General features: G+C 59.6%; 24 protein-coding genes and 2 pseudogenes. 9 read left to right on the top strand and 17 right to left on the bottom strand.

Features of this window, described 5'->3' with window-relative positions; translation table 11 throughout:
- Positions 1-43: 43 nt before the first annotated feature.
- On the top strand, positions 44-496 hold the full coding sequence (locus tag K5K95_RS29815; protein WP_222587405.1) for an Lrp/AsnC family transcriptional regulator: 453 nt from the start codon (positions 44-46) through the stop codon (positions 494-496).
- 5 nt (positions 497-501) lie between these two features.
- Here the strand turns inward: K5K95_RS29815 and phnE are convergent, their stop codons facing one another.
- The 9 genes from phnE to K5K95_RS29770 form a co-directional block, all read right to left on the bottom strand.
- Positions 502-1,269 (bottom strand): phosphonate ABC transporter, permease protein PhnE, encoded by a 768-nt coding sequence (phnE, locus tag K5K95_RS29810; RefSeq protein WP_222587404.1) that lies wholly within the window; start codon positions 1,267-1,269, stop codon positions 502-504.
- On the bottom strand, positions 1,266-2,093 hold the full coding sequence (locus K5K95_RS29805; RefSeq protein WP_222587403.1) for a PhnE/PtxC family ABC transporter permease: 828 nt from the start codon (positions 2,091-2,093) through the stop codon (positions 1,266-1,268). Before K5K95_RS29805 ends, phnE begins: the two co-directional genes overlap by 4 nt.
- Complete coding sequence (locus K5K95_RS29800; protein WP_222587402.1) at positions 2,087-2,884, bottom strand: phosphonate ABC transporter ATP-binding protein; 798 nt, start codon at positions 2,882-2,884, stop codon at positions 2,087-2,089. The genes K5K95_RS29805 and K5K95_RS29800 overlap by 7 nt, the downstream gene beginning before the upstream one ends.
- Complete coding sequence (locus K5K95_RS29795; protein WP_222587401.1) at positions 2,881-3,732, bottom strand: putative selenate ABC transporter substrate-binding protein; 852 nt, start codon at positions 3,730-3,732, stop codon at positions 2,881-2,883. Before K5K95_RS29795 ends, K5K95_RS29800 begins: the two co-directional genes overlap by 4 nt.
- A gap of 228 nt (positions 3,733-3,960) precedes the next feature.
- Positions 3,961-4,662, bottom strand: a complete 702-nt coding sequence (locus K5K95_RS29790; RefSeq protein WP_222587400.1) for a VIT family protein — start codon at positions 4,660-4,662, stop codon at positions 3,961-3,963.
- A 50-nt stretch (positions 4,663-4,712) separates the two neighbouring features.
- Positions 4,713-5,684 carry an FAD:protein FMN transferase gene (locus K5K95_RS29785; RefSeq protein ID WP_261398104.1) on the bottom strand — a complete coding sequence of 324 codons (972 nt, stop codon included), beginning with the start codon at positions 5,682-5,684 and terminating at the stop codon, positions 4,713-4,715.
- Positions 5,668-7,848, bottom strand: coding sequence for a PepSY domain-containing protein (locus tag K5K95_RS29780; RefSeq protein ID WP_222587399.1), 2,181 nt, complete (start codon positions 7,846-7,848; stop codon positions 5,668-5,670). The genes K5K95_RS29785 and K5K95_RS29780 overlap by 17 nt, the downstream gene beginning before the upstream one ends.
- 25 nt (positions 7,849-7,873) lie before the next feature.
- On the bottom strand, positions 7,874-8,344 hold the full coding sequence (locus K5K95_RS29775; protein WP_222587398.1) for a DUF2271 domain-containing protein: 471 nt from the start codon (positions 8,342-8,344) through the stop codon (positions 7,874-7,876).
- Between the two features lie 91 nt (positions 8,345-8,435).
- On the bottom strand, positions 8,436-8,759 hold the full coding sequence (locus tag K5K95_RS29770) for a PepSY domain-containing protein (protein WP_222587397.1): 324 nt from the start codon (positions 8,757-8,759) through the stop codon (positions 8,436-8,438).
- A 133-nt stretch (positions 8,760-8,892) separates the two neighbouring features.
- Here K5K95_RS29770 and K5K95_RS29765 point away from each other — a divergent pair, with 133 nt between their 5' ends.
- From K5K95_RS29765 to K5K95_RS29755, 3 genes are all read left to right on the top strand, one after another.
- The gene (locus K5K95_RS29765; RefSeq protein ID WP_222587396.1) at positions 8,893-9,552 is read left to right on the top strand and encodes a response regulator transcription factor; all 660 of its coding nucleotides are present in this window, start codon (positions 8,893-8,895) and stop codon (positions 9,550-9,552) included.
- Complete coding sequence (locus tag K5K95_RS29760) at positions 9,549-10,907, top strand: ATP-binding protein (protein WP_222587395.1); 1,359 nt, start codon at positions 9,549-9,551, stop codon at positions 10,905-10,907. Before K5K95_RS29765 ends, K5K95_RS29760 begins: the two co-directional genes overlap by 4 nt.
- A 581-nt stretch (positions 10,908-11,488) precedes the next feature.
- Positions 11,489-12,136, top strand: a complete 648-nt coding sequence (locus K5K95_RS29755) for a hypothetical protein (RefSeq protein ID WP_222590470.1) — start codon at positions 11,489-11,491, stop codon at positions 12,134-12,136.
- A gap of 82 nt (positions 12,137-12,218) precedes the next feature.
- On the opposite strand, the gene K5K95_RS29750 is transcribed toward K5K95_RS29755, so the two are convergent.
- A complete protein-coding gene (locus tag K5K95_RS29750) occupies positions 12,219-12,965 on the bottom strand; it encodes an SDR family oxidoreductase (RefSeq protein WP_222587394.1) in 747 nt (248 codons plus the stop codon).
- Between the two features lie 182 nt (positions 12,966-13,147).
- Here K5K95_RS29750 and K5K95_RS29745 point away from each other — a divergent pair, with 182 nt between their 5' ends.
- A complete protein-coding gene (locus tag K5K95_RS29745) occupies positions 13,148-13,717 on the top strand; it encodes a YceI family protein (protein WP_222587393.1) in 570 nt (189 codons plus the stop codon).
- 47 nt (positions 13,718-13,764) lie between these two features.
- Here the strand turns inward: K5K95_RS29745 and K5K95_RS33325 are convergent, their stop codons facing one another.
- Complete coding sequence (locus tag K5K95_RS33325) at positions 13,765-14,208, bottom strand: hypothetical protein (RefSeq protein WP_261398103.1); 444 nt, start codon at positions 14,206-14,208, stop codon at positions 13,765-13,767.
- A 520-nt stretch (positions 14,209-14,728) separates the two neighbouring features.
- Here K5K95_RS33325 and K5K95_RS29735 point away from each other — a divergent pair.
- On the top strand, positions 14,729-15,856 hold the full coding sequence (locus tag K5K95_RS29735; RefSeq protein WP_222587392.1) for a sensor domain-containing diguanylate cyclase: 1,128 nt from the start codon (positions 14,729-14,731) through the stop codon (positions 15,854-15,856).
- A 51-nt stretch (positions 15,857-15,907) separates the two neighbouring features.
- Here the strand turns inward: K5K95_RS29735 and K5K95_RS29730 are convergent.
- Positions 15,908-18,740, bottom strand: a pseudogene (locus K5K95_RS29730) (multicopper oxidase domain-containing protein); the annotation flags it as partial.
- 337 nt (positions 18,741-19,077) lie between these two features.
- Positions 19,078-19,518, bottom strand: a complete 441-nt coding sequence (locus K5K95_RS29725) for a hotdog fold domain-containing protein (RefSeq protein ID WP_222587391.1) — start codon at positions 19,516-19,518, stop codon at positions 19,078-19,080.
- A gap of 164 nt (positions 19,519-19,682) precedes the next feature.
- Between K5K95_RS29725 and K5K95_RS29720 the strand changes: the two genes are divergently transcribed.
- The 3 genes from K5K95_RS29720 (at position 19,683) to mqo (ending at position 23,018) form a co-directional block, all read left to right on the top strand.
- On the top strand, positions 19,683-20,318 hold the full coding sequence (locus K5K95_RS29720) for a TetR/AcrR family transcriptional regulator (RefSeq protein WP_222587390.1): 636 nt from the start codon (positions 19,683-19,685) through the stop codon (positions 20,316-20,318).
- Positions 20,319-20,343: 25 nt separating this feature from the next.
- Positions 20,344-21,054 carry a GNAT family N-acetyltransferase gene (locus tag K5K95_RS29715; protein ID WP_222587389.1) on the top strand — a complete coding sequence of 237 codons (711 nt, stop codon included), beginning with the start codon at positions 20,344-20,346 and terminating at the stop codon, positions 21,052-21,054.
- Positions 21,055-21,371: 317 nt separating this feature from the next.
- A complete protein-coding gene (gene mqo, locus K5K95_RS29710; protein WP_222587388.1) occupies positions 21,372-23,018 on the top strand; it encodes a malate dehydrogenase (quinone) in 1,647 nt (548 codons plus the stop codon).
- A 113-nt stretch (positions 23,019-23,131) separates the two neighbouring features.
- Here mqo and K5K95_RS29705 read toward each other — a convergent pair whose 3' ends face one another.
- The 4 genes and pseudogenes from K5K95_RS29705 to K5K95_RS29690 all read right to left on the bottom strand — a co-directional run.
- On the bottom strand, positions 23,132-23,542 hold the full coding sequence (locus tag K5K95_RS29705; RefSeq protein ID WP_261398102.1) for a carbohydrate-binding module family 20 domain-containing protein: 411 nt from the start codon (positions 23,540-23,542) through the stop codon (positions 23,132-23,134).
- A 147-nt stretch (positions 23,543-23,689) separates the two neighbouring features.
- On the bottom strand, positions 23,690-25,108 hold the full coding sequence (locus K5K95_RS29700) for an ATP-binding protein (protein ID WP_222587387.1): 1,419 nt from the start codon (positions 25,106-25,108) through the stop codon (positions 23,690-23,692).
- Entirely contained in the window at positions 25,105-25,767 is a 663-nt protein-coding gene (locus K5K95_RS29695; protein WP_222587386.1) for a response regulator, read from the bottom strand. Before K5K95_RS29695 ends, K5K95_RS29700 begins: the two co-directional genes overlap by 4 nt.
- An 11-nt stretch (positions 25,768-25,778) precedes the next feature.
- Positions 25,779-26,026 (bottom strand): annotated as a pseudogene (locus tag K5K95_RS29690) (tetratricopeptide repeat protein); the annotation flags it as partial.
- Positions 26,027-26,061 lie beyond the last annotated feature (35 nt).

Below are 26,061 nucleotides of genomic sequence, written 5' to 3'. Positions count from 1 at the left end.
AAAGATCATCACGAAAATGCAGCACAAAAGGAGATTCTTCTAAATGGACAGGATTGATCGGAAGATTCTTTCTGAGCTTCAAAAGGATGGCCGGCTGTCGGTCACCGACCTCGCCGAGCGCATAGGACTGAGCCTTTCCCCTTGCCATCGGCGAGTTCGCGCACTGGAAGATGCAGGAGTTGTACTGGGCTACCGCGCACAACTGGACCCCGGCGCCGTCGGCCTGAATTTTTCGGCCTTGGTGTTTGCTACCTTGCGTGAAGGCGACCGACAAGCCGTCGAGGCGTTCGAGACGGCCCTCGTTGACATCCCTCAGGTGATCGATGCCCAAAGATTGTTTGGTGAACCGGACTACTTGCTGTACGTGGTCGCCCAGGATCTGCCGGCCTTTCAAAGGCTCTACGATGAGAGCCTGTCGACCTTGCCCAATGTGCAGCGGTTGACCTCAACGCTGGTGATGAAACGGGTGGTGCAGGACCGGCCTTTACCGTTGTAACGCACTCAGGCGTTGACCCAGCGCTGACGGCTCCAGCTGCTCAATGAATCGACGGCCAAAACCAATAACAGCATGGCCAGTATGACCGTGCTGGCTTGCGCTTCCTGGAACAGGCTGAGGCTGACATAGAGCATTTGCCCCAGGCCACCAGCACCGACGAAGCCGAGCACGCTGGCCATGCGAATGTTGTTTTCCCAGCGGTACAGGATGTAGGCCAGCAGCTGTGGCAAGAGGTTGGGCAGGGTGCCGTAGCAAAACGCCCAGACGGCGTTACCGCCCTGCAAGCGAATGGCGTCAGCCGGTTCTGGCGGGGTGTTTTCCAGTGCTTCGGCGAACAGCCGGCCGAGTACGCCGGTAGTGTGCAGCGCCAGTGCAAGGGTGCCGGCGTTCGGGCCGAGCCCGGCGGCAAGCACCATCAACGCGGCCCAGACCAGTTCCGGCACCGCGCGCAAAGCGTTGAGGACCAGGCGCGACGCGCTCTGCAACGGCCAGCCGAAACGTCCGGCCGCAGGCAAGGCCAGCAGCAAGCCGAATACCGCCGCGAGCAAGGTGCCAAGGGCCGACATGGCGATGGTTTCCAAGGCGCCGTGGCCGATGGCTTGCAGGTGTCCTGCGCTCAGGTCCGGGCTGAGAAAGCGTTGCGCATAGGCGCCCATTTGCTTCAAGTTGCCGCTGCTCCCCAGCTCGCCGAGGTCGATGCTCAAGTAGCCGAAGGAAGCCACGACCGCAATGCCGATGGCGAGGACCAGCAGTAAGTTGAACAGACGATTCATGCCAGCCTCCAGCGCAGCAGGCGACTGAGTTGGTCGGCGAACAGCACCAGCACCAGGAACGTCAGCAACAGGCTGGCCACTTCACCGCCAGCGAACATGCGCAGCGACAGGTCCATTTGCTGGCCCAGCCCGCCAGCGCCGACGAAGCCCATCACCACCGAAGCGCGGATCGCGCACTCCCAGCGGTACACGGTGTACGACAGCAACTCCGCCGAGACATTGGGCAGGATGCCGTAGCAAAACGCTGCGAGCCGTCCACTGCCGGACCGTAACAGCGCGTGAGCCGGGCGCTGGTCGACCGACTCGAAAATTTCCGCGTAAACCTTGCCCAGCATGCCGCTGTAGGTAATCGCAATTGCTAAAACCCCCGCCGTCGGACCCAGACCGACAGCGCGCACGAACAGCAGCGCCCAGACGATTTCCGGCACGCTGCGCAAAAAAATCAGCAAGCCGCGTACCGGCCATCGCAGCAATTGCCCCCAAAAGCTCGGACGACCGGCACGTGAGGCCGCAGACAGCGACAGCGCCCGACTGGCCAACAGGCTGGCGGGAATGGCCAGCAGCAACGCCAGGGCCATGCCGGCCGTAGCGATGGCCAGTGTCTGCAAGGTGGCTTGCAGCAGAATCTGGATGAACTCTTCGCCATGGGCTGGTGGCCAGAAGGCCGAGACGAATCGGCCCATTTCGCTCTGGCTGTCACTGGCGATCAGCACCCGCAAGTCCAGTTCGCTGTAGTGAATGCCCGGCCACAGCAGGGCGATCGCCAACAGGGTGAGCAACAGGCGAGGGCGGGCGGCTGGGTCGCGGGTGTCAGACGTCAGCATCGCGGAATCTGCACACTCAAGTGGGTAGCAGGCACCGGTGAGGATTGCAGCTGCTCGTTGGCGTAGAGCGCGTCGAGGCGCTCGCGATCGACGGCGCTGGCTGGGAGGTCGAACAGGATCTGTCCGTCACGCAGGCCAATGATCCGCGAAAAATGCGCCAGCGCCAGCTCCACCGCATGCAGGCTGGCCACCAACGTGACGTTGTGTTCCCGGGCATGGCGGCAGAGCACTGACAGCGTGTGCTCGGCCAGTACCGGGTCCATCGCCGAAACAGGCTCATCGGCCAGCAACACCTCGGGCGCCTGGTACAACACCCGGGCAATGCCCACGCGCTGCAATTGCCCACCGGACAGCTGCTGGCACTGGCTGAACAATTTGTCGCTCAGGTCCAGCTTCACCAATGCCGCGCGTGCACCGGGAATGTCCAGCGGATACAGCAGATTCAGCAGGCTCTTGCCCAAACCCCACTGACCCAGCTTGCCGGCCAGAATCGCCGTGACCACGCGCTGTCGCGGTGGCAGGGGCGGCGACTGATGGATCAGACCAATGCGCGCACGCAGGCGCTGACGTTGACGGGCCGAGAGCTGCCACGCGCGCTCGCCCAGCACTTGCAGCTCGCCGTGGCCCGGTCGCAGGGCGGTGGCCAGCAGATTGAGCAAACTCGACTTGCCCGCGCCTGACGGTCCGATAATAGCGACCTGTTCGTTGGCGCCGATGTGCAGTTCCACGTCACGCAGCGCCTCGACACCGTTGGCGTGGGTCAGGCTGACCTGGGTCAGGTGCAATGTCATTTCAGCAGTTCGGCGGCGCGTGCAGCCTCTTCGATGCCCTTGTAGTTTTCAGGGCTGGTTTCGATGAAGCGGCTGGCAGCCTGCAGGTCGAGGATTTCCTTGTCCTTCGGGTTTGCCGGATCAAGCGCCAGGAAGGCCGCTTTTATCTTCGCGGCCAGCGCCGGGTCGAGAGTCCCGCGCACCGTCCAGTTGTAGTCGAAGTAGGCCGGGGTGGTCGAAAACACCTTGACCTTGTTGGTATCGACCTTGCCGGCGGCGACCAGTTTTTCCCACACGCTGGCGTTCAGCACACCGGCGTCCACTTTGCCGGCCTGAACCCAGGCGACGGTGGCGTCATGCGCGCCGGAGTAGCCAACGCGGCTAAAGTAGGTTTCCGGCTTGATGCCTTCCTTCAACATGAAATAACGCGGCATCAGGCTACCCGAGGTGGACGACACCGAGCCGAAGGCAAAGGTCTTGCCCTTGAGATCGGCGAGGGATTTGACGTTGGGGTCGGCAGTGATGAATTTGCTGGTGAATTGGGCATCCTGTTCACGCTGCACCAGCGGGATGGCGTTGCCGGTTTTCAAACGCGCCTGCACGAACGTGAAACCGCCCAGCCAGGCCAGGTCGATTCGGTCAGTGGCCAGCGCCTCGACCACGGCCGGGTAATCGCTGACAGGCACGAACTCGACTTTCATGCCTAACTTTTGCTCCAGATACTCACCCAGCGGCTTGAACTTGCGCAGCAGTTCCGTGGGGGCTTCATCGGGAATTGCGCTGACTTTCAAGGTGTCGGCGGCCTGCGAGAGCAGGGTGAAAAAACACAGGGTCAAGCTGACAGTCAATGCCAGGGTACGCTTGAGCATGGAAGTTCTCCGGTGCATTAACGGATGGAATTCGATGCGCCGGACACAGGCAGATGACTGCATGGCGCTTTGTGAGGTTAGACGAAACGCAGCGATGCTAACGGCTTTTGGCCTGATTGCAGAGCCCTTACTGCAACAGGATGTATGAGCGCTGCGTGGATCAGGCTCCAGGCGATGTCGGTAACATCAGGCGAACAGGCGAACGGGCTGAAAAGGTGGACGCCCCACTTAGACCACCGCGCCAAACAAATGCCCCACCAGTGCCGTGATTGCCATGGCCAGTGCTCCCCAGAATGTCACGCGCCAAGCGCCGATCAACACCTTGGCTCCGCCCGCTCTGGCGGCTATGGCGCCCAGTGACGCCAAAAATACCAGCGACATGGCCGATATCCACATCACCACGCTCTGCTGCGGCGCGAAAAATGTCACGGCCAGCGGCAACGCGGCACCCACCACGAAACTGGCGGCGGAGGCCATGGCAGCCTGCAAGGGTTTGGCGGTGAGGGTGGCGCTGATGCCCAATTCGTCCCGGGCGTGGGAGCCCAGTGCGTCATGGGCCATCAATTGATCGGCGACCTGATGCGCCAGTTCGGGGGATACGCCGCGATGCATGTAGATGTTGGCGAGTTCGATGTGTTCGGCTTTCGGGTCGCTCGCCAGTTCTGCCCGTTCGCGGGACAGATCGGCTCGCTCGGTATCGGCTTGGGAGTGCACGGAAATGTACTCGCCTGCGGCCATGGACATGGCGCCTGCGATCAGCCCTGCCATTCCAGTGACCAGTAAGGTGGCATGAGTGGCGTTGGCGGCTGCGACGCCGATCAGCAGGCTGGCGGTCGAGACAATCCCGTCGTTGGCGCCCAGGACGGCGGCGCGCAGCCAGCCGATACGATCGCTTCGGTGTGCCTCGGTGTGACGGTGCATGAATTTCATTGTTCAACGGACTCACTGTCAGTAGGCGGTCCTGCCGCCCGGTCAGGGTGTCAGCGGCTTTCAATCTGCGCCTGCAACTGGCCGCCGACAATGGATATTTCTCTGAACTGATCACCCTCGCGCAGCACGAACAGTGCGTCCATGCCGCGCTCCTGAGCCAGGCGTGGGCCTTCGGTTTCGCCCAGCACCATCAGCGCCGTGGCCCAGGCATCGGCGAGTATGCATGAGGCGGCTACCACAGTAACGGCGGCCAGTCGGTTGCACAGCGGGGCGCCGGTAATCGGGTTCATGGTATGAGCATAGGATTGCCCGGCCACATCGACCCAGTGTCGATAGTCCCCGGATGTTGCAATCGCGGCGTCGCTCAGTTCCATCACGCCCATCACTTCACGCACGCCCCGATTGGGCTTTTCCAGGGCCACGGCCCAGCATTGGCCGTCCGGTTTGACGCCCCGGGCGCGCATCTCGCCATCGATGCCGACCAGGTAGCGGGTGATGCTTAAATCATCCAGGCAACGCGCCAGCTCATCAACGCCAAAGCCTTTGGCGATCCCACTCAAATCAAGGTTCAGTGGCCCGCGTTTGCGCGCCTGATTGCGTTGCGGGTCAACCATTAACGCTGCGCTGGCCAGCAGCCTGACGCGCGACGGTATCGTGCCCAGCGTCTGCTCGGTGACCGTCTGTTCCCCAGGACCAAACCCCCAGGCGTTAACCAGATCACCGACAGCGATGTCGAAGGCGCCGTCGGATTGCTGACCCACACGCAATGCAGCAGACAGCACCGCGCACAACTCCTTGGGCACCGACACCCATTCCTGCTCGGGGGCGTCGTTGAGGCGGTTGAGGTCAGAATCGTCTTTCCATGTGGACATTTGCTGGTCCACCCGGGCCACGGCGTGCGCTAGGCGCTGGCCAACCTCGTCGGTATTGATCCCGGGGCCGGCATAGAACAGGGCGGTGTAGCGGGTGCCCATGGTTTCGCCATTCAGGCTGTAGCGCTGCAACTCAGTAGATGTCTTCACGGTAGCGTCCTTGTGCCTTGAGGGTGAGCACACTCAGGTCGAGAGGCGCCAACACTTCATCCAGGGCGTGCATCACGCCTTTGGCCATTTCGCGACTGCCACACACCAACACCTGGGCGCCTTTTTCAATCAGTCGGCGCAAGGCCAGGGCATCGCTGATCAGTCGGTCTTGCACGTAGCTGCGGTCCTGAACCTGAGAGAAGGCGGCGCGCAGCGCTGTGAGGCGCCGGTCCGCCAGATACTGGTTGAGCTGCGGTTCATAGAGAAAATCCGACGCCGGATGGCGCCCGCCCCAGTACAGGTGCATCGGGTGTCGTGCCTTGTTGTTGCGAATAAAACCGGCCAGCGGACCGATGCCGGTACCGGCGCCGATCAGGATCACCGGATGTGCGCCCGACGCTGGACGAAATTGCGGGTTCGGCTGGATAAAGGCTTCGATCTGCCCGCCGATGTTCAAGTCATGAAGAAACTGCGAGCACATGCCGCCGTCGTGTTTACGCACACAGATTTCCAGCACACCGTCCTGCGAACCGCTGGCCAGCGAGTAGAAGCGCGCGATCGGGCTGCCCGGGGGCACAATCCCCACCAAGTCGCCGGCCAGAAAGTCCGGCAGCTCGCCGGGCGCCTTGAAGCGCAATACATGAGTCGGCGCATTCACCTGTTCGCCATAGGCGATGCGTTCTGTCAGCGCCAACAGATGAGTGCGTGGCTGCTGCGGGGTGTGAATCAGCGTCAGGTCATGGCCCAGGACTTCGCCCAAGGCGTGGCCCCAGCGGGCAAACTCCTGAGAAGACTGGCGGTTGACGGTTTCCAGTCCCAGCAACGGCGAGCCCCCGGCCTGCACCATCGCGTCCTGAACCTGATGGGCGTACTGACAGAACTGCGCAAACTGACGGTCACCCAAGCCCAGCACGGCAAAGGGCAGGCCGGGCTTGAGGCCGCTGTCGGCCAGACGCTTCAGGAACTGAGAGGCCGAAGCCGGTGCATCGCCGTCACCGTGGGTCGCGGTCAAGATGAATACCTGCTCAGCCTCGCGGTAATCGCCGCGCCATTCATTCATGGCTGCGCTATGCACTTGATGGCCGCGCTGGTGCAAAGCTTCATGCAAGGTGTTGGCAAAGCCCCAGGTGCTGTTGTTTTCACTGCCCACCAGAATCACGCTGCCGGCTGAATGGGCAGGGCTGTTGTGGCGGATCTTCGGGCCGGCCTTGCGGCGGCGCCACCACAAGAGAATGCCAGTCACGCTCATCAACGGTACACCGAGGGCACACAGACCAAGCGGCAGCCCGAGCCACCAGAGGCCTTCGCCGGTGTGCAGCCGATAGATCCATTCGTAGAGGTTGCGCATCGAGTCGTGGGCTTGATAGGACAACAAGGCACCGCTGGCCTGATCCACATAGCCGTCACCCTGGGCCGTGCGCAGGGAAAACACGTCCTGAGGATTGCCGGGGCTGGGGTAGACCAGTTCGCGCAGGTCATTCAGGTCGGTGGCCTGCAAGGCGTGCAGGCTCGCCACGGGCAAGGCCGGCCCGGTGCTGACGTGGGCAGGGAAGGCGGGTTCACGTTGACTGCCGTCGGCGATAAAACCAAAGTTCGTGGCGGACATATAGAGCCCGGTCAATGCTGAAAGCAGCAGTGCGAGCATGACCAGTCGCCCGACTTCGGCATGCCAGCGCTGGCTGAAGGTGCCGCGCAGTGGCCGCAGCAAGTTGCGCCAGCCACCCAGGCGCCGGGCCAGCAACAGCGCGCCGGACACCGACAGTATCAGCATGAACAACGCGCCCATCCCCGATGCACCATGGCCTGGCGAGCCAAGGAATAGCGAGCGGTGCAGCTCTTTGACCCAGCGGGAGAATGCCGATGGCGCGTACGGCGCGAGGCCTTGGCCGGTCAATGGGTCGACCTTTTCAGCCCCGGCCTGACCGTTCTGGTTGTAGTAGACGATCACTGTGCCGGACGCTGTGCGCTGGATCTGCTCCACGCCCGGAAAGTGGCTGGCGACGCGTCCGGCCAGTTGGCCGACGTTGAGTTGTCCTTGGGTGGTGGGCGTACTGTGCAGGCGTTCCAGGGCCGGGTCGATGGACAGCACCGCGCCGCTGATGGCCAACAGCATGACCAACAGGGCGGCGATCAAGCCGGGCAGGGAATGGAACTGGCGAAGCATGTTCAGCCTCCAGAGTGGGCAGGTGCTACAGATCGTAAGTAAAGGAATCAACGTAGGTGCTGCCGGCCGCCGGCTTGCCTGCGCCTTTGGACGTCAGGGGCACGCTGACATCAGCGTGGGCTTCACGTTTATCCTCGACGGCGCTATCGATGCGGATTTGATACCCGGCATCGATCAGCGTATCTGCCAGTTCGACGCTGACTTTGAGCGTGCGCCCGCTGCCGACACTGGCACCGCTGACCCCATCGAACTCGCTCGGGTTCAGCCCGCTGCCACGGGCCCAGTCGCCCAGGTGCTTGTAATATTTGGCCTTCTTGCCGGCCACCCAGAGGGTTTTCTGGTAGTGGCCAGCGGCGTCGGTGACGTAGATCGCCAGGTACGCATCATTGCCGCTGTAGTCCTTGAGCTGTGTGGTCAGGGTCACTTCACGAGCCTGGGCCAGCCCCGGCAGGGCAATGGCACCGGCAAGGCAAGTTGCAGCGATGATCTTTTTCATGGAGATATCCTTTTGATCGTTAGGTCGAGAGCCTGGACCTGCTTGCTGACAACAACCTGAAACGCAGGAAAAAACCATCGACAGTGGGACGTCATTCGGTGAGTGGACTGCCGAGGTAATCCCTGGCATCGCCATCGTCGCGAAAATGAATCTCGAGTGTGTGCAGGCGCAGCGAGGCCGGCGAGTAGCTGGCTTCAATGGCGTTGCCTTTGCGGTCCAGCCCCTTGAGCTCGTAACAGCCGTCGTCGACCTTGATGCGCTGCACGCTCCAGCCGTATTGCCGTTCCACCTGCTGACGCAGGGTTTCGCGCGGTTGCCAGTCGCTCACCGGGTCGCTGCAATCGTCATCGGCCACGGCGTAGCCGCTGAGCAGCAGGCTCAACAGTGCGGCATTGACGATAAAACCTGTTTTCATGATCTGTCTCCTGCCGAAGGCGGCGTCTGTGGCATACCCTAAGGTGCAATCCTGACAACCAGCTGAATCTTCAGATTCACGTCAGGTAAGGCGATTAAGGTGCTGCACGACAACCATCACAGGAGGTGCCCCAATGCGGGTTTTATTGGTCGAAGATGCACTGGGTCTGGGGGAGGCGGTGCGCGAACAGATCGCCGATGACGGCCATGCAGTCGATTGGGTGCAACGCCTGGACCATGCGCGCAACAGCGTGCGCACCACGCCTTACGACCTGATCCTGCTCGACCTGATGCTGCCGGACGGTCGCGGACTGGATTTTTTGCATCAACAACGCTCGGCAGGGAACGTGACACCGGTGATCATCCTGACCGCACAGGATCAGATTTCCGATCGTATCGCGGGCCTCAACGCCGGTGCCGACGACTACCTGGTCAAACCGTTCGACCTGTTCGAGCTCTCGGCCCGGGTGGCGGCGGTGGCCCGGCGCTACAGCGGCAACCCCAATCCGCAGATCAGACTCGGCGACTTGCAGGTCGACATGAGTGCCCGCACGGTGTCGCGGGCCGGTGTGACGGTGGACTTGACCGCGCGGGAGTGGGCGCTGTTCGAGGCGTTTGTGCAGCGTCCCAGCGCGCTGCTGTCCAAATCGCAGCTGGAAGAACGGTTGTATGCTTTCGGCGCCGAGATCGAGAGCAACACCATCGAGGTCTACATCAGCCGGCTGCGTAAAAAGCTCGGGCGCGATCTGATTGAAACCGTGCGCGGCATGGGCTATCGGTTGATGTCCGCATGAAGCCATCTTCAAGCCTGCAAAAACGCCTCGGCCTGGGACTGACGCTGGGCATGACCTTGCTGTGGCTGGCGGCGACCGTCGGCGCCTGGCTGGTGGTGCAACATGAATTGAACGAGGCGTTCGACAGTGCGCTGGAAGAGACCGCGCAACGCATCCTGCCTCTGGCCGTGCTGGAAATCAGCAACCGCGAAAGTCCCCGTGATGCTCAGCACGTCGCCCCCCTGAAAATACACAAGGAATACCTGACGTATCTGGTGCGCGATGCCAAGGGCGAGATCCTGATGCAGTCCCATGACGCTGACCCGAAGATCTTCCGCTCGCAACTTGCCGAAGGTTTCACAACCACTGAAAAATACCGTCTGTATGGCGCCAGTGCACTACGTGAGACGGTGTTCATTGAAATCGCCGAACCTCTGGAACATCGCCGTGAAGCCGCGCGGGAAGCTTTGGTAGCCTTGCTGTTGCCGTTATTGGCCCTGATCCCCATCAGTCTGTTCGGCACCTGGATGCTGGTGCGCATCAGCCTGCGCAGCGTATTGGCCTATCGTCGTGCCGTGGAGGCCCGCGGTGTGGGCGATCTGTCGCCGATCACCATGACGCACCTGCCGGCAGAAATCGCCCCGCTGGCCGAGGCGGTCAATCATCTGCTGGAGCGCTTGCGCAAAACCCTGGAAGCCGAGCGCAGCTTTACCGCCAACAGCGCTCATGAACTGCGCACGCCATTGGCCGCGACCCTGGCGCAGATCCAGCGCTTGCGTCACGAAGCGCCCGAAGGTCCGCTGCGCTTGCGTGCGGCCAAAATCGAAAACTCGTTGCGCGAACTGACGCGACTCTCGGAAAAACTCATGCAACTGGCCAAGGCTGAGGGCGGCGGGCTGTTGTCCGAAACGCCTCAGGACCTCATTCCATTGCTGGCCCATGTAGTCGATGAGTGGAACCACAGCAGCGGCCAACGAATCGCGTTGCAACTGCCCACCCAGACCAGCGTGTACTCGACGATTGATCCGGACGCCTTCGCCATCCTGTTACGCAACCTGATCGAGAATGCGCTCAAGTACGGCGCCACGGATCAACCGGTCGAAGTCAGCCTCACCGACCAGGCGTTGCTGCGGGTAGTTAATGGTGGCCCGCCAGTGCCCGAGCCGGTTTTACAGAGTCTCACCGAGCGATTTGTACGGGGTAGCAGTGACACCAGCGGTTCGGGTTTGGGGTTGGCGATTGCAAAAACCATTGCGCAGGGAGTTGGCGCGAAAATTCTTCTGATATCGCCAGCAACAGGACGGCGAGAAGGATTTGAAGTATGCGTGTGGTTTCCACTCGCGTCGATTACAGACACTGAGCGCGATGACAAGTAACTTGGCGTCATCAATATTAACTAAAGAGCTTATTGTCGACCATTAGAGCGTTCTAAGAAGTCTGACAATTGTGGATGTTCAGGCACGAGTTGAGAGTGACTCGCTGTTGCACTTTTTGTTAGCTTGGCAATAACTAATGGATCCAATGTGCGCTGTTTCAGGTGTCGCCTGATGGACCAGGCCAGTGACCATGGGCGATTGCGAAAATCGTCAACAAAGACGCCAGCGCGAGTGCTTTTAACAACCATCACCGTTTGTCGGTCATGTGCTCAGAAAATGAACATTTTGGGGGCGAGGGCCTCTGATTCTTCAGCACGTCACCCAAGACCTGCTCGTATAACTGTAAATAAGAAGTGGAAAAATAATCTCATGTGCATTGAATGCCAATGGGGATTTTTTTATCTGGAATCAAGGAGAACCTAAGTAAATCGGCCGTTCATTTGCCAGACAAATCAATGGTCTAAGTAGTGTCAGCTTATTGGTCTGGCATATCTTATAAAAGTAAGATCGCAAGGGTTTCTAATCGTTGGATTCCCTGTTGAATGTCGATCTGTACTATCGAACAAGGTGGAGAAAGTACCGTGGCGATAAATACAATTATGAGCCTGCTCGACAATAAAGAAGTGATGGAGTTTTTGCGACTTGGCGTTATTTACGTTCATTTAGTGTCATGTTGTGTGGCCATTGGTTTGGTCTTGACCAGTGATGTTGCGATGGTAAGAGACTTGTTAAAACGAAAGGCATTCACTGAACATGATACGGCTCATATGGAGAGTCTTCAGCGGTCTGTCGTGGGTGCGTTGATTGTGTTGTGGATAACCGGTATTGCTGTGATCGGTATTGATTACCTGGACAAAGGGATGGATTACTTCATGAATCCAAAGCTCCACGCCAAAGTGATTATTGTCGTGTTGCTGAGTTACAACGGCATCTTGTTGCATCGCCTGGTATTGCCCGCGCTGCAAAAGGCTGGTTCCTTGCTCAATCTTGGATTCAGCGCACGGATGCTGGCGCTTTTCTGCGGTTCATTGTCGGCAGTCTCCTGGATGTATGCCGCCATGCTCGGCGTCGGGCGCCCGCTGGCCTGGAAGTATTCCCTTTCTGAGTTGTTGATGGCATATCCAGTACTGATCGCCCTGGGTTTCCTGGCAATGCTGGTATTGACTCAGCGGATGAGACAACAGGACTTCATCGTGGGGTCTCAGCGGACCGTCGCGAGCGCCTGTTAGGCCGGGTTAGCGCGTAAACCTTACGGCTTGTTTAAAGCCCGACTGGGGCGACTGTCCTTGCGCAGAGCAATATCGGCCGTGACTAGTCGCTCTTCAGCCAGTCCTCAAACCGGGTCGCGCCGACGATGGGGTTGGCACCCGGTGTCAGCGACTGGTCATTGATCGGCGCACCAAAATAAGGAACCGTGTCGTCCGCGACGGCCTGGCGCGGGTCCTTGGTGTGTTTCAGGTAGTCGTTGGCGAATTCCACGAGCGGGCGTTTTTCGGGGCCCGCCACTTCGACGGTCTGATTGCTCGGCGCTTTCAACGCAATTTCCGTCAGTGCTGCTGCGACGTCGGCCGACGCCACCGGTTGCAACGCGGCGGACGGCAGGTGAAGGGTGTTGCCTTCCTCGCGCCCGGAATGCGCAATGGCATGGATAAACTCGAAGAACTGCGTGGCCCGCAGGATGGTGTAGGGAATGCCCGACTTTTTGACGAGCTTTTCCTGGGCCATTTTCGCCCGGAAGTAACCGCTGTCGAGCAGGCGCTCGGTGCCGACAACAGACAAGGCGACATGGTGTTTGACGCCGTCGATCTTCTCCGCTTTAAACAGGTTGTGCCCGGCGGTTTCGAAAAAGTGCAACGCGGCGTGGTCCTCGAAGGAGGGTGAGTTCGCCACGTCGACGACCACATCCGCGCCTTTCAATGCCTGTGTCAGCCCTTCGCCGCTGATGACATTGACGCCGGTACTGGGAGACGCCGCCAGGGCTTCATGTCCCAGATCCTGCAGGTTCTTGCACAGTTTGCTACCGATCAAGCCTGTGCCACCGATGACCACGATTTTCATGTCCGGTCTCCTGAAGCGGTGAGTGCCTGGACAATTAAACACCCGCCTGGACGCAAGGATCGGCCGCGGACTCACGTTGCCGACCGGTGGTCAGGGGCTAGATGCCCGGTGGCATAAATCGCAGTTCTTTGCTTTAGTCCACCTATCGTTGGCCGGTGGGTGCCACGACCGGAGCGTCCCCCATGAAGCATCGATTCGCGCAGTTCGCCCTGTTGGCTGCAGCGCTCACCTTCGGCGTCTTGCCTTGTGCCGAAGCAGTCCAGTATTCGCAAGTCAATGAGACCGCCAGCAAGATCTCGTTTACCTACAACCAGTTGAGCTCGCAGGTGTATGGCACTTTTGGCTCTTTCAAGGCCACGCTCGATTTCGACACGGCCGACCCGGCCGCAGCCCATGCCGCTCTGACCATCGATCTCGACAGCATCGATGCCGGCAGCGAGGACGCCAACACCGAACTGAAAAAGCCTGCCTGGTTTGATACGCAGCAGTATCCGGTGGGTACGTTTCAATCGATCAGCGTGAAAACCCTGAGTGCTCGTCACTACTCAATCACCGGAAAACTGACGCTCAGGGGTGTCACGCGTGTGGTGCAGGTGCCCGTTGAGCTGAGGACCCAAAAAGGTATCGGCATTTTTGATGGTCGGTTGGTGCTCAAGCGCAGCGACTTCAAGATCGGGGAGGGGGAGTGGGCTGATACGGTTGTTTCCGACGACATCAATATCCGCTTCCGGATGGTTGCACCGCAGCGGTGACTCAGAAGATCCGGGGGGAGGGCGCAGGAAAAAACTGATCGAGCCGGTTAGAGACAGGCCTCGGCTACGGCTTTCTCGGCGCGTTCAATTTCCTGTTTGATGTCTGCGGTGATGCGTTGTTTCTTGAGTGTCTGTTCGAGGAATTGCTGACTTCGCTGGTTTTCCAGTACCGCGTCGGTTGCAGCGTCCTGCGCTTGCAACTCGGCTGCGTGTGCGTCAATGACGGCTTCGATCTCTGCGTCATTTTTCGCCGTATCCAGGGCGCTGACCAATTTGCCGACTTGGGCTTTCTCGGCTTCGGCGTAAGCGTCGACAGACAGTCCAGCCGCCATTGCCCGCGTTCGAATGCCCAGGGTTTCCATGTGCTGCTGCGCGGTCTTGCACACGGCATCACGGCGTGCGCTCTCGGCTGCTCTCCATTGCATGAAACCGTGCGTTGTCGCACTCATCACGGCCAGGGTGATGACGATACCAATCAATTGGCCTCTCACATCCAGCAACCTCGACAGTCAAGGGGGTCATTGTCGTGAGCGAAAGTCCCCGTCGTTGATACACAAACACTCAATGCGAGGCACCGGGCGTCGAGGGGGAAGCTACCGCAAATCTTTTCAAGATCAGACAGCGTTGAAGTGACGTCAAAAACAACGATGTCCTCTCACCCCGAAGTGGAAGGCGACGGGAAAGTCTCACCTCTACAAGGTATTGCACCTTTGTTCGCATTTCCATTGAGAAATCCGCATCATTGCGGACCTCATCCTCGCGGGCATACAGACCCTCTGTCGCACGGTCGATTTCTGGCGTCCATCGACGGCACTTTCCTCAGTGGAGGCGTGGGGGACGCACTTGTGTGCTATTACTTTTTTTGGCGATTGGCGCTATACGTCTGCAAGTTGAGGTATGGCGCATCACCGTGAGTGGACGAGCCTGCGCCGAGTGTTATTCGTTTGTTTACCTGTATGGCAGGATGCCACAATCGCTTTTTTGTCGCAGTATCATGATCAGGCGGATCAAATGGGTGGCCCAGGACTTCGGCACGAACAGGATACTTCCATCGCAGCGCAGGTGCGCAGTGACCGGCTGCACCAGTTGTTCCACCAATCCGTGGCGGCGGTTTTCGGCAGTTACCTCGCCGCGATCATGCTGTGCGGGCTGTGCTGGCAACGCTTCGACCACGGCGTCATTTTCTGGTGGATAGGCTTGTTGACGTGTTCGTCGTTGCTGCGCATCTCGATGTTCATCGCCTGGTTTCGCTGCCCAGACAGTGAACGCACCCCGCAACGCTGGGAGCGCAGATACTGGATCACGCTGATGTTATCCGCCGGCATATGGGGCGCGGGTGCGCTGGCGGTCATGCCGGCGAATGACTTGTTGGCCCAGGCGCTGGTCATGCTCTTTGCCGTTGGCATGTCGGTCAGTGCAGTGTCGTGCTACTCGGCGCATCGCTACATGACACTCTCGGCCATTGGCCTGGTCTTGTTGCCCTGCACCTTCTGGTTGCTGTTTCAACCCTCGGCGATGCAAATCGGAATGGCGTTGGCGGTTTTGGTGTTTACCTCATTCGTGGCCAGCGCGACCCGCAAATTGTCCGAAGCCCTGGCAACAGCCTTTCAATTAACCCGTGAGATGGAACGCGCGCATCACATTTCCACGCATGCGGCCCAGACCGACGAACTGACCGGCCTGAAAAACCGCCGGGCTTTTTTCGAGCACGCACAACAATTGTTCTATGACTGCAAAGACAAGCGCCTGCCTTTGTGCGCCGTGATGCTGGACATGGATCACTTCAAACATATCAATGACACCTACGGGCATCAGGTCGGGGATCAGGTGCTGCGGCAAATGGGCGTGGTCATCCATCGCTCTTTTCGCGAAACGGATGTCTATGGCCGGTTGGGTGGGGAGGAGTTTGCGATCCTGCTGCCGGACACTTCGATTGAAGTAGCACTGACGATCGCCGAACAACTGATCCACTCCATCAGCGGCTTGATGACTGGCCCGGTTCACCGCATCTCCGCCAGCCTCGGCGTGGCCGCAATGGAAGCCAGCGACAATGACCTGCAAAGCTTGCTGAACAATGCCGATAAAGCGCTGTACCGGGCCAAGGCCCGGGGGCGTAATCAGGTGGCGGTGTCGGAGTAGGTCTCCTTAATGCGCCGCGATCGGCACCGTCAGCGTTTTGCCGAGCGCCGAATTGACGGTGATGTTCGGGCTCGGTGTCGGGCCATTGCCGGTTGCGGCACTGTCAGGGTTGGCCAGCGGATTTTTTGTTGTCCCCCTGATTGTTGTCATTTTTTATGCCGGTGCGGAAGGTGGGCAGTGCGACGGAGTTGACATAGGTGACGCCATCCCAACCCGGCAGTGGCGTTGGCATCAACTGGAACTGGCCCGGATGCTCGACATCCCAACGCAACAGCATCGAGGAGTCCTCGTGCTGGGTGTTGTGGCAGTGTTCCATGTAGGTCCCGGCGAACTCGCGAAAGTGGATCGCTATATCGACATCCACCGAGGTGTCGATGCCTTCGCCGATGGAATAGATATCCTTGCGCGCGCCTTTTTCCCATTCCGGCGGGGCCTTGCCATCACGGCTGAGGATGACCGCTTCCTCGAAGTGCACGTGCACCGGGTGGGTCCAGCCGTTGCCGCCATTCTTGATCTTCCAGACTTCGAGCGTGCCGTCTCCGGAGAACCCGGCATCGGTGGGGCCGGTTGCCAGTTGCGGCGCGGCCGAGATCCGGCGAGGGTCCATGTTATAACCCGCACCGCCGTCGGTCTTGACGGTCCAGGGCGCTTCGTCGGTGCCCTCGGACCGGCCGAAAATGAACTCGCGATGCCGCGCCACCTTGAGCTTGGCCTGGTCGGCGGGATTGTCCCGATCGATGGTCAGAGGAATCATGACTTTACCCGCCGGCTTGCCCGGTTTGGCTGGCTCGTAGTCGGCCGGGTTCATGCTCACGTCCTGTCCGGCATACGGCTGCACCAGCAGTTGCAGGAACTTGCCCACGGTCGGGTCGCCCTTGTCCCACTGCGGGCCCTTGCTGGTCTGCTTGATCACGGCTTTGTACTTTTCGGACAACACATCGGCCAGGGACAGTTCGGTTTTCTCCGGTCCCTTGCCGGTCTTGTGTTCCATCAAGTTGACGAAGTACAGCTTGTCGCCGGGTTTGATGCCGTTTTTTGCAAAATTGATGATGATGTCGAAGCGTTCAGCGATGGCTTGCGTTGGCAGGATTGCGTTGTGGTCTTGCCGGTCACCATCACCGTCCAGGTCCATGCTGCCGTCGAACGGCACGGCGTGTTCCATGAGATTGCCGTCGTTGGCGATCATGTGGAACGGCACTCGGTTGTAGGACACACCTGACCCTGCGGGCCCCGGGAACTCGCCGCCATTGCCGCTGGTTTCACGTACCACGGCAATCTTGAAGAAGCGCGATACCGAGCCGTTGAGAATACGGAACCGATAGCTGCGCGCCCGGACTTTCAAGTGTGGCTGATACTGCCAATTGACCAGGATCTGGTCGCCGAGAAAGCCATCGGTGTTGAACGGGTTGAACCACAACTGGCCTTTCTCGTCCCAGGCCTTGTCGGCAACCACCAGGTTCACATCGTAGTCCCGATTGCCCCACGGCAGCGCCGAACCGCTGGGCAGGCGCAGGTTGACGCCATCCTCGAAGGCCTCGTTGCCGCGATCGAGAGCGCTGTAATAGTTCATCATCACCGCGTTGCCCTTGTAGACATTCTGCGCGGTGAAATCGAGCATGTGGTCGTGGAACCAGTGGGTGCTCATGGTTTCGCGCCAGTCGCCACGGATCTTGATGCTGCCGTTTTCGCAGGTCTTCAGGCCCGGGTGGGTATCGTTGACGAAGAGCTTTTCGCCCGGCGAGCAGGGGAACGCGGCGCGCGGATCCTGCGCCGTGGTGTTGATGGTGTCGTAACCGGCCAGTTGCAGCGGCCAGCGATAATCGTAGTACTGCCCCGGAAAGAAAAACGCGTTGGCATAGCCGTCGCTTTCGGCGGGGGCGTGGCCGTTGTGTTCGTGGGTGGTGATGGTGTGCAGACCAAAGCCCATATTGGCCGACGGGTCGATCGGCAGAGCGTTGTAGTGACGCATCAGCAGCGGTTGGCCGTTGCGGACCATCAGCAGTTTGGGCGGTATGGTGCCGTCAAAGGTCCACAGCGAGTTGTGATTCTGTACCGGCATTTTCGAGTGGAAACGCAGGTCTATGCCTTTGGTCGTGCCCGCCGTTTCCGGGATGTCGGAGGTCTGGTAGTAGAGCCCGCCAGGGGCGAATTCACCTACGGCGTAGTTGTGCAATTGCCTGCGGTCACGCAGGCCCTGGTTGGTCCGTGCGCCAGCTTGCACGGTCTTGAATCCGACCTGAGGAAAAAACTCGTTCCAGCGCTGATGCGACCAGCCTTTTCCCGGCGGCCGACCTTCAGCGGGCGAACCTACCGGATGCCGATTGAGGAAGGCTTCGATCTGCGCTTTCCACGGGTTACGGTCCAGCACATTGGAAAACTGCGAGGGGAACGGAAACAACCCCGGCTGACGCATGAACGCTTCAAGCGCGGCACTCGATGGACCGCTGCGGGCGACGTTGTTCGGGTCTTGCTGGGGCGCCGGGCCGGTAGTGGGCACCGGGAATGTCAGTGGCGGCGGCGGTAGGGTCGGATCGAGTTTTTCCGAACCTAACTCTTCAAACAGAAGCAATTGCTGGGTGAACGGTTCGGCCCCAAACAAGGGGCTGGGTTTACCGTTAGTGGGGAAGTTGAACGAGGTCTGTACGTTGGGCGGCAGCACGTTGTCGGCCCGTGGTGTGTCGCGGTTGCCGAAGACTCCGTTGGGCAGGGCGATGGCTCCTTGATTGGCCGGCGGCAGGAGTTTCAGCGCCTCGAGCGCAGCGGCGGGGTTGGCCGCAGGATTGGTGAATGCCGAGGGATCTGTCGGTGGCGGCGGCCCGAAATCATCGAGTGGTGCGGCATTTACGGCGGTCAGGCTGAACGTCATCAGCATCACCGAAGTCATGCCCGATGCCAGCAAAAAGCCGGACGAGACGTTCTCAGGAACTGGGCTTTTCATGGTGGTTCTCGTGGGGCATGCCGACATGACAGCACGTGCCTTTGAGCCTGAGCAAAAGTTGTGCCTATCCTGGATCCACAAAAATATGTCTAAAAATCATTATCTTAGAGTTGATTTTTGACGAGTTGTGATTAAGACGATTTCCCAATTAGGGTGATATTCCTCACTGTCGGGTGACGGCGATTTCCCCACGGCAAAGCACCGAGCTACGACGGGGGACGCCATTTCGTAACCGCTGGCGCAGCCTGCGTCCGGCTGCGCCAGCTCTTACAAATACGTAGGCTTACGAGAGTTTGACGTTCATGGTAATCCGCGCCGTGAACACCTTCTTACCCTCGGCGTCATGAATGTCCACCGGCACGATCTTGTCGCCTTCGGTTTGCCAATCCACCGCCTCACCGTCGGCCACCGCGGTCACATCGCTTTTGGCCTTGGCCAGGTATTCAACCGTCATGCCTTTTGGAATCCAGCGCGCGCCAGCGGGGATGGACACGTCGGTCATCGTCCCGGCGGCCAGTTCGGCGGCGTTGCACATCGCAATCGCGTGAACCGTGCCCAAGTGGTTGGTGATTTCGCGGCTGAAGGGCACCTGCACCGTTGCATGCCCGGGGCGCAGCGCCGAGATCAGCGGGTTGATGGTGGTGAAATAGGGCGCCATCTGGCAGGCCATTTTGCTGAAGGCTTGTGGGCCTACGCTGTTGAACATGCTAAGAACCTGACTCATGTCGAAGCCTCACTATAGGGTGGTTTTACAGAATGATGTTCCGTAACAGAATAATGTTCTGTGACGGAACAGTATTCTGTTGAGACGAAATCTGTCAACCTAGCGCGGCTTACTCATGGGCAGTCGACTGCCTTGTCATGGATTTTCTTTGGCCTGTGTTCAGCATGGAAACCGCAGATTTACTCGAGCGCTGCTACCCCGGCAGAAGAGCCGAACTCAAGCGCGACATCTTCAGAAAGGCCCTGGCCCTGTTCAACGAACAAGGGCTCGAAGCCACGACCATCGAAATGATCCGCGCCGAATGCGATACCAGCGTGGGCGCGATCTACCATCACTTCGGCAACAAGGAAGGCCTGGTGGCCGCGTTGTTTTTCACCGCGCTGGACGATCAGGCGCTGCTACGCGACGGCTACCTTGCAGAGGCCTCGACGACCGAAGAGGGCGTGCACGCGTTGGTGCACAGTTACGTCGATTGGGTGGACAGCCAGCCCGAGTGGGCGCGCTTCCAGTACCACGCCCGATTCGCCGTCACCAAAGGACCGTTCAAGGAAGAGCTGGCGAGTCGCAACAAGACGCGCAACCAAAAGCTTGGGCAGTGGCTGGCAGAGCCCGGTCGGCGCGATGAGTTGAAGGCCTTTCCGGCCGAATTGTTGCCGTCGCTGATCATCGGCCAGGCGGACAGTTACTGCCGGGCATGGTTGTCGGGCCGGGTGACAGCCAGTCCGAAGGCCTACAGGGAATTGCTGGCGGAAGCGGCGTGGCGATCAATCTGTGACAATAGCCACGCCGATGCCCAGTAAGTCTTTTCCCGGAGTCAGAATTTCAATGCCGCACCTCACCCACTTCAAGGTCCCGTGCCCGGAGCACATCAACAGCCAGATCCTGCAGCTGGTCGTGGACAACCTGACCGACATCAGCATGGTCGGCATCGCGCCGAGCAACCCGCTGTACAACGTGTACCAGTACGCAGTGGGCTACGAAGTGCACCTGTACCTGGAAGCCCTCGGCGGCGGCAAGGGCATTGCGGTCGAGTTGATCGTCGCCACCGACGAAGACGACCCCGAGAAGGTCATCGGCTTTTTGCTGTACCTGCCGGTCAAGGACGATCCCGATGCGTGCGGCGTGGCCTACATGGCCGTCGACGCCAGCCACCGTCGACGCGGTGTGGCGCGCGCCATGCTGCGCCAAATGATCGGCCGCTATCCGCACGCCGAACTGACCTGCACAGTGGCCAAGGTACCGTGGTTTGAGTCGATGGGGTTTCAGGTGCTCGGCGTGCGTGGCACGCAGGTGCTGATGAACACCCGCGACCACAGCAGCGAAGGCTTGATGGGACTGTTGGATGTCACATTTATCTACAGTTCTCTGGAGGTCCGGCAGATACATCACTACTTGCTGCAAAAACATGGAAAGCGCGCGATGGTCGATGCTGAAAAGCAGCGCGACCGGCATCTGGACCAAATGACCCACAACGCCAAGGTGTTTGTGCTGAATCGTTTAGGCCCCAACGCGGCAAACGAACCGCGTCTTGAATGACTCTCAAGTCCTTTCGAGAGCGCGCGGTCATCGAGCCGTGATATTCTGCGCGCCAACTTGGTTTGACCTATTCAGTTTGCCCGTCCTTGAGACGTGCCGACAGGATCAATGTCGCTCAAGTAGCTGAAGCCAATAATGATAAAAAGTCAGTTCAGTAGGGACATATAACTGAGGTCGATGGAGACACGTCGGCCTTGTGTGCCCACCCTCCAATCCTTATACGCAAGCACCCCACGACATCCTGCCTGAATGCCGTGAAACGAGGGTTTCGTTGTGAGGATGGAAGGGCGGATGGCGTTTTATCATAGGTGCTACAGATGTTTAAGAAAATGAACACAGCCCTGTTGGGGCTGGCTTTGTCGATGGGGATCACGTCCGTTCACGCGGAAGAGGCAAAGAAGGTCGATGTGTTGCTCATCGGCGGCGGCATCATGAGTGCCACCTTGGGTGTCTGGCTCAATGAGCTGGAACCTGACCTGTCGATGGAAATGGTCGAGCGTCTCGACGGCGTCGCCCAGGAAAGCTCCAACGGCTGGAACAACGCCGGTACCGGTCACTCCGCCCTGGCCGAGTTGAACTACACGCCGGAAGACGAGAACGGCAAAGTTCAAATCACGAAAGCCATTGAAATTAACGAAGCCTTCCAGATCTCCCGTCAATTCTGGGCCTGGCAGGTTCAGCAAGGCGTGCTGAAGAACCCGCGTTCGTTCATCAACTCCACGCCGCACATGAGCTTTGTGTGGGGCGATGACAACATCAAGTTCCTGAAAAAGCGCTACGAAGCCCTGCAAGCGAGCCCGCTGTTCGCCGGCATGCAGTACTCCGAAGACCCGGCAGTGATCAAAAAGTGGGTTCCGCTGATGATGGAAGGGCGTGACCCGAACCAGAAAGTCGCGGCCACCTGGAGCCCGATCGGCACCGACATGAACTTTGGCGAGATCACCCGCCAGTTCGTCGCGCACCTGCAAACCACGCCGAAGTTCGACTTGAAGTTGTCTAGCGAAGTGCAAGACATCACCAAGAACGCAGACGGCAGCTGGCGCGTCAGCTACAAAAACCTGAAAGACGGCAGCAAAACCGAAACCGACGCCAAGTTCGTCTTCATCGGCGCGGGCGGCGGTGCACTGCACCTGCTGCAGAAGTCCGGCATTCCTGAAGCCAAGGAATATGCAGGCTTCCCGGTAGGCGGCTCGTTCCTGGTCACCGACAACCCGACCATCGCCGAGCAACATCTGGCTAAGGCCTACGGCAAAGCCTCCGTTGGCGCACCGCCGATGTCGGTTCCGCACCTGGATACCCGTGTCCTGGACGGCAAGCGCGTCATCCTGTTTGGCCCATTCGCGACCTTCAGCACCAAGTTCCTGAAGGAAGGTTCGTACATGGACCTGCTGACAACCACGACCACGCACAACGTGTGGCCAATGACCAAAGTCGGCATCAAGGAATACCCGCTGGTCGAGTACCTCGCCGGCCAACTGATGCTGTCTGATGAAGACCGCCTCAACGCCCTGAAAGAATACTTCCCGAACGCCAAAGCCGAAGACTGGCGCCTGTGGCAAGCCGGCCAGCGCGTGCAGATCATCAAGCGCGATGAAGCTGCCGGTGGCGTGCTGAAGCTGGGCACCGAGATCGTTGCTTCGCAAGACGGCACCATCGCCGGCCTGCTGGGCGCATCGCCGGGTGCATCGACCGCTGCGCCGATCATGCTGACCGTGCTGCAGAAAGTGTTCAAGGACAAGGTTGCAACGCCTGCCTGGCAGGAAAAACTGCATCAGATCGTGCCAAGCTATGGCACTCAACTGAACGGCAGTCCTGAGAAGGTTGCACAGGAGTGGGCTTACACCGCCAAGGTGCTGCAACTGACTCCGCCGCCGGCGATTGGTCAGGTAGCGGCTCCGGTTGCTGCTCCGGCTGAAGCGCCAAAGGCCGCAAAGGCTAATGCTGCAAGTGATATGGCTCTGTAACTAGAGGCCTGATCAAAAGCCCACTGGACCGGTGACGGTCAGTGGGCTTTTTTATGGGCGGGATTCAGTGTTAGCGCGTCACGCAGTGCGTGGGGCAAGTGCTCACTCACGCCTCAGAACGTGCCGACGCTCTTTGGCGCGGGACTGAAGGCCATCTTCACTTTGTTGTTGGGACCCGGCTGCCACTCTAAGACTGTCAAGTCGTCCTCTTTAAGCACGACGCACTTCCATTCCACTTCATCGCCAGGTTTTAACTTTGTGAAGTTTATCTTACGGGTCCATGTAGGATAGGAATCCGAGTTGAGTTTTACAGCGTCGGCCATAGCCCATCCCCCTAACTCCTCAGGGGCACCAACCACATACACGCTGTAGCCCTGCGTCGTGACGCCGTTGTTGCATTGAAAGTCCACTTCGAGTCGCAAGTACGTCCACTGGACGCCCGCAACAGCCGGGGCATCGTGCAACACCGACAGCATCGCCAGCAAGAGAACGCCCAGCGGCAAAAGGTATCGATTACGGAACATGATGAACACCTCCATTCACTCTGGTGGGCGCAGCTTATCGTTGGTCAAACTGAAAGTGACCTGTTAGAACTGACAGTTCGTTAGAGCGCTTCGCGATAGCTTCAATCGTTGGTTGTTAATGGCGAGCTTGTTCTCGCTGGCAATCCCTCAAGCAGTAGGCGGCAACTCGCGTGTAGAGCGTTGCAAAGGGTTGTGGGGGTGACCATCAGGAATCGACAGCGTCGCGCGCAATCCGCCTTCCGGTCGGTTGACCAGGGTGATGCGTCCGCCCAGCCGGGTGGCGATGGTGTTGACGATGGTCAGGCCCAGTCCGGCGCCGTGAGCATTGCCGCGACTGTAGAAACGCTCGAACAATCGTGCGCGATCCGCTTCGTCGATGCCCGGGCCTTGATCCTCGACGCTCAGCGTATAGAAACCGTCCGCCTGGTTTAACTGCACGGTGATGACGCCGTGTTCGGGGGAGAAGTTGGCCGCGTTACTGATCAGGTTGTTCAGGGCGATGTCGATGGCGGAGGCGTCCGCTACCACTTTAAAGGGGCGGTCGGTGACGTCAAAGGCCAGCTCAAGGTTTTTGCTCAGCAGCCAGGGAGTGAGCTGGGCCAGGCTGTCGCGCACGGTTTCGGCCAGGTCAATGCTGGTTAACACCGGCGCCAGGGCTTTGGGTTCAAGGCGCGCCATGGTCAGCAACTGATTGACCAGGCGGCTGGTGCGGTCGACGCCGGCAATCAGAAATTGCAAGGACTCACGGCGCTCCTGTTCGGTGCCGGCCTCCAGCAGGTTTTGTGCATGCACGCGCAACACGGCCAGAGGCGTGCGCATTTCGTGGGCGGCATCGGCAATGAAGCGTCGTTCGCGGCCCAGCACTTCCTGAATCTGCGCGAGCATGCGGTTGAGCGCCGCTTGCATCGGCTCCAGTTCACTGGGCAACGGGTTCAGTTGCAACGGCTCCAGCGAACCGCTGTGCCGCGCGCGCAACGTTGCCGCCATGTTTTCCAGCGGCTTGAGGCCCCAGCCGATAGCCATCCAGATCATCGCCGCCAGGATCAGACTGCCCAACACATTGGGCCAGAGGGTATGGCTCACGATCCGATCCACCAGGTCCGCACGCACATCGTCCAGTTCGCCGACCCAGATCCTCAAGTCATTTTGTTTATCCAGCAGCAGGAACGCGCGCCAGTGACGATTGTTCAGATCGACCACGTCACTGAATCCTGGAGTTGCCGGCGGCGAACTGAAGGAGGGCGCGCTCGCCGTGTGCACCAGCACTTCGCCGTTGTGGCTCCAGACTTGAAAGGCCAGTTTGGTTTCATAAGGATGGCCGTCTACTCGGGGTTCCGCTTCGCCCAGCGCCTTGTTGAAAGCCTGGTACAGATCGGCGTGCTGCTTGCCGGCCATCGGCATGCGCATCACGCCCTGCAACAGCCGGGCGTTCTGCGCCAGTTGAGCATCGTAGACTTCGGCGATCTCGTGATTGCTGTCGTGCAGGTTGAACAGGCTGATCACTGCCACCCCCACCAGCATCAAGCCGATGATCAGCGTGAGCGTGCGGCGTCGGATCGACGTCATCGACGCTCCTCCACCAAATAACCGACACCGCGAATGGTGCGGATCAGGTCGGTGGAGAATTTTTTGCGCAGGTGATGGATGTGCACTTCCAGAGTGTTGCTTTCAGCTTCCTCGTTCCAGCCATACAGCAACTGCATGAGGTGATCGCGCGTCATGACCCGGCCCGGCGGCGAGAGCAATTCGTGCAGCAGCTGGTATTCCTTGGGCGTCAGCGCAACCGGTTCGCCCTGGTAACTGACTTGCTGGGTGCCGGGGTTCAGGCTGATGCCGGCGTGTTCGATCAACACCTGGGCGCGACCGGCACTGCGGCGCAACAAGGCCCGCAGGCGAGCCTTCAGTTCGGCGAGGTCAAAGGGCTTGATCAAATAATCATCAGCCCCGGCATCCAGCCCGGCAATGCGGTCTTCGGTCGCGTCCCGCGCGGTGAGGATCAGCACCGGCAGGTTGGAACCGCTGTCACGCAAGCGCCGCAACACTTCAAGCCCGTCCATGCGCGGCAGGCCGAGATCGAGCACCGCCAGGTCAAAGTTTTCGCTGAGTAATGAATGCAGGGCGCTCGCGCCGTCCTGCAGCCAATCGACGGTGTAGCCCTCACGGCCCAGGGCCTGATGGATGCCTTCGCCCAAGGCCACGTCATCCTCGATCAGTAATAAGCGCACACGAACTCCTGTCAGTCGATTTTCTTGTTGATGTCCATCAGCAACGCTGCGATCTCTTTGCGCCGCCCCGCGTCGGCGGTTTCCCGGCCTGGCCTTGGTTCGGCCAGCAGGGCTTTTTGCAGCGCGGTCCGAGCCTCGGCGTAACGTTTTTGACGGTAAAGGTGATCGCCCCAGAAGTACAGACTATCGATGCCGGTCGGGTTGAGTTGCAAGGCCTGCCTGGTAAGTGTTCGGCCTTGTCCGAGTCGCCGAAACCGACAAGTCAATTCGATACACGGTCATGCAACGCGAATT

The organism is Pseudomonas sp. DR48 (assembly GCF_019823085.1).
Classification (GTDB): domain Bacteria; phylum Pseudomonadota; class Gammaproteobacteria; order Pseudomonadales; family Pseudomonadaceae; genus Aquipseudomonas.
The sequence above is the reverse complement of the archived record's forward strand: the minus strand, read 5'-3'. Positions and strand labels throughout refer to the sequence as shown.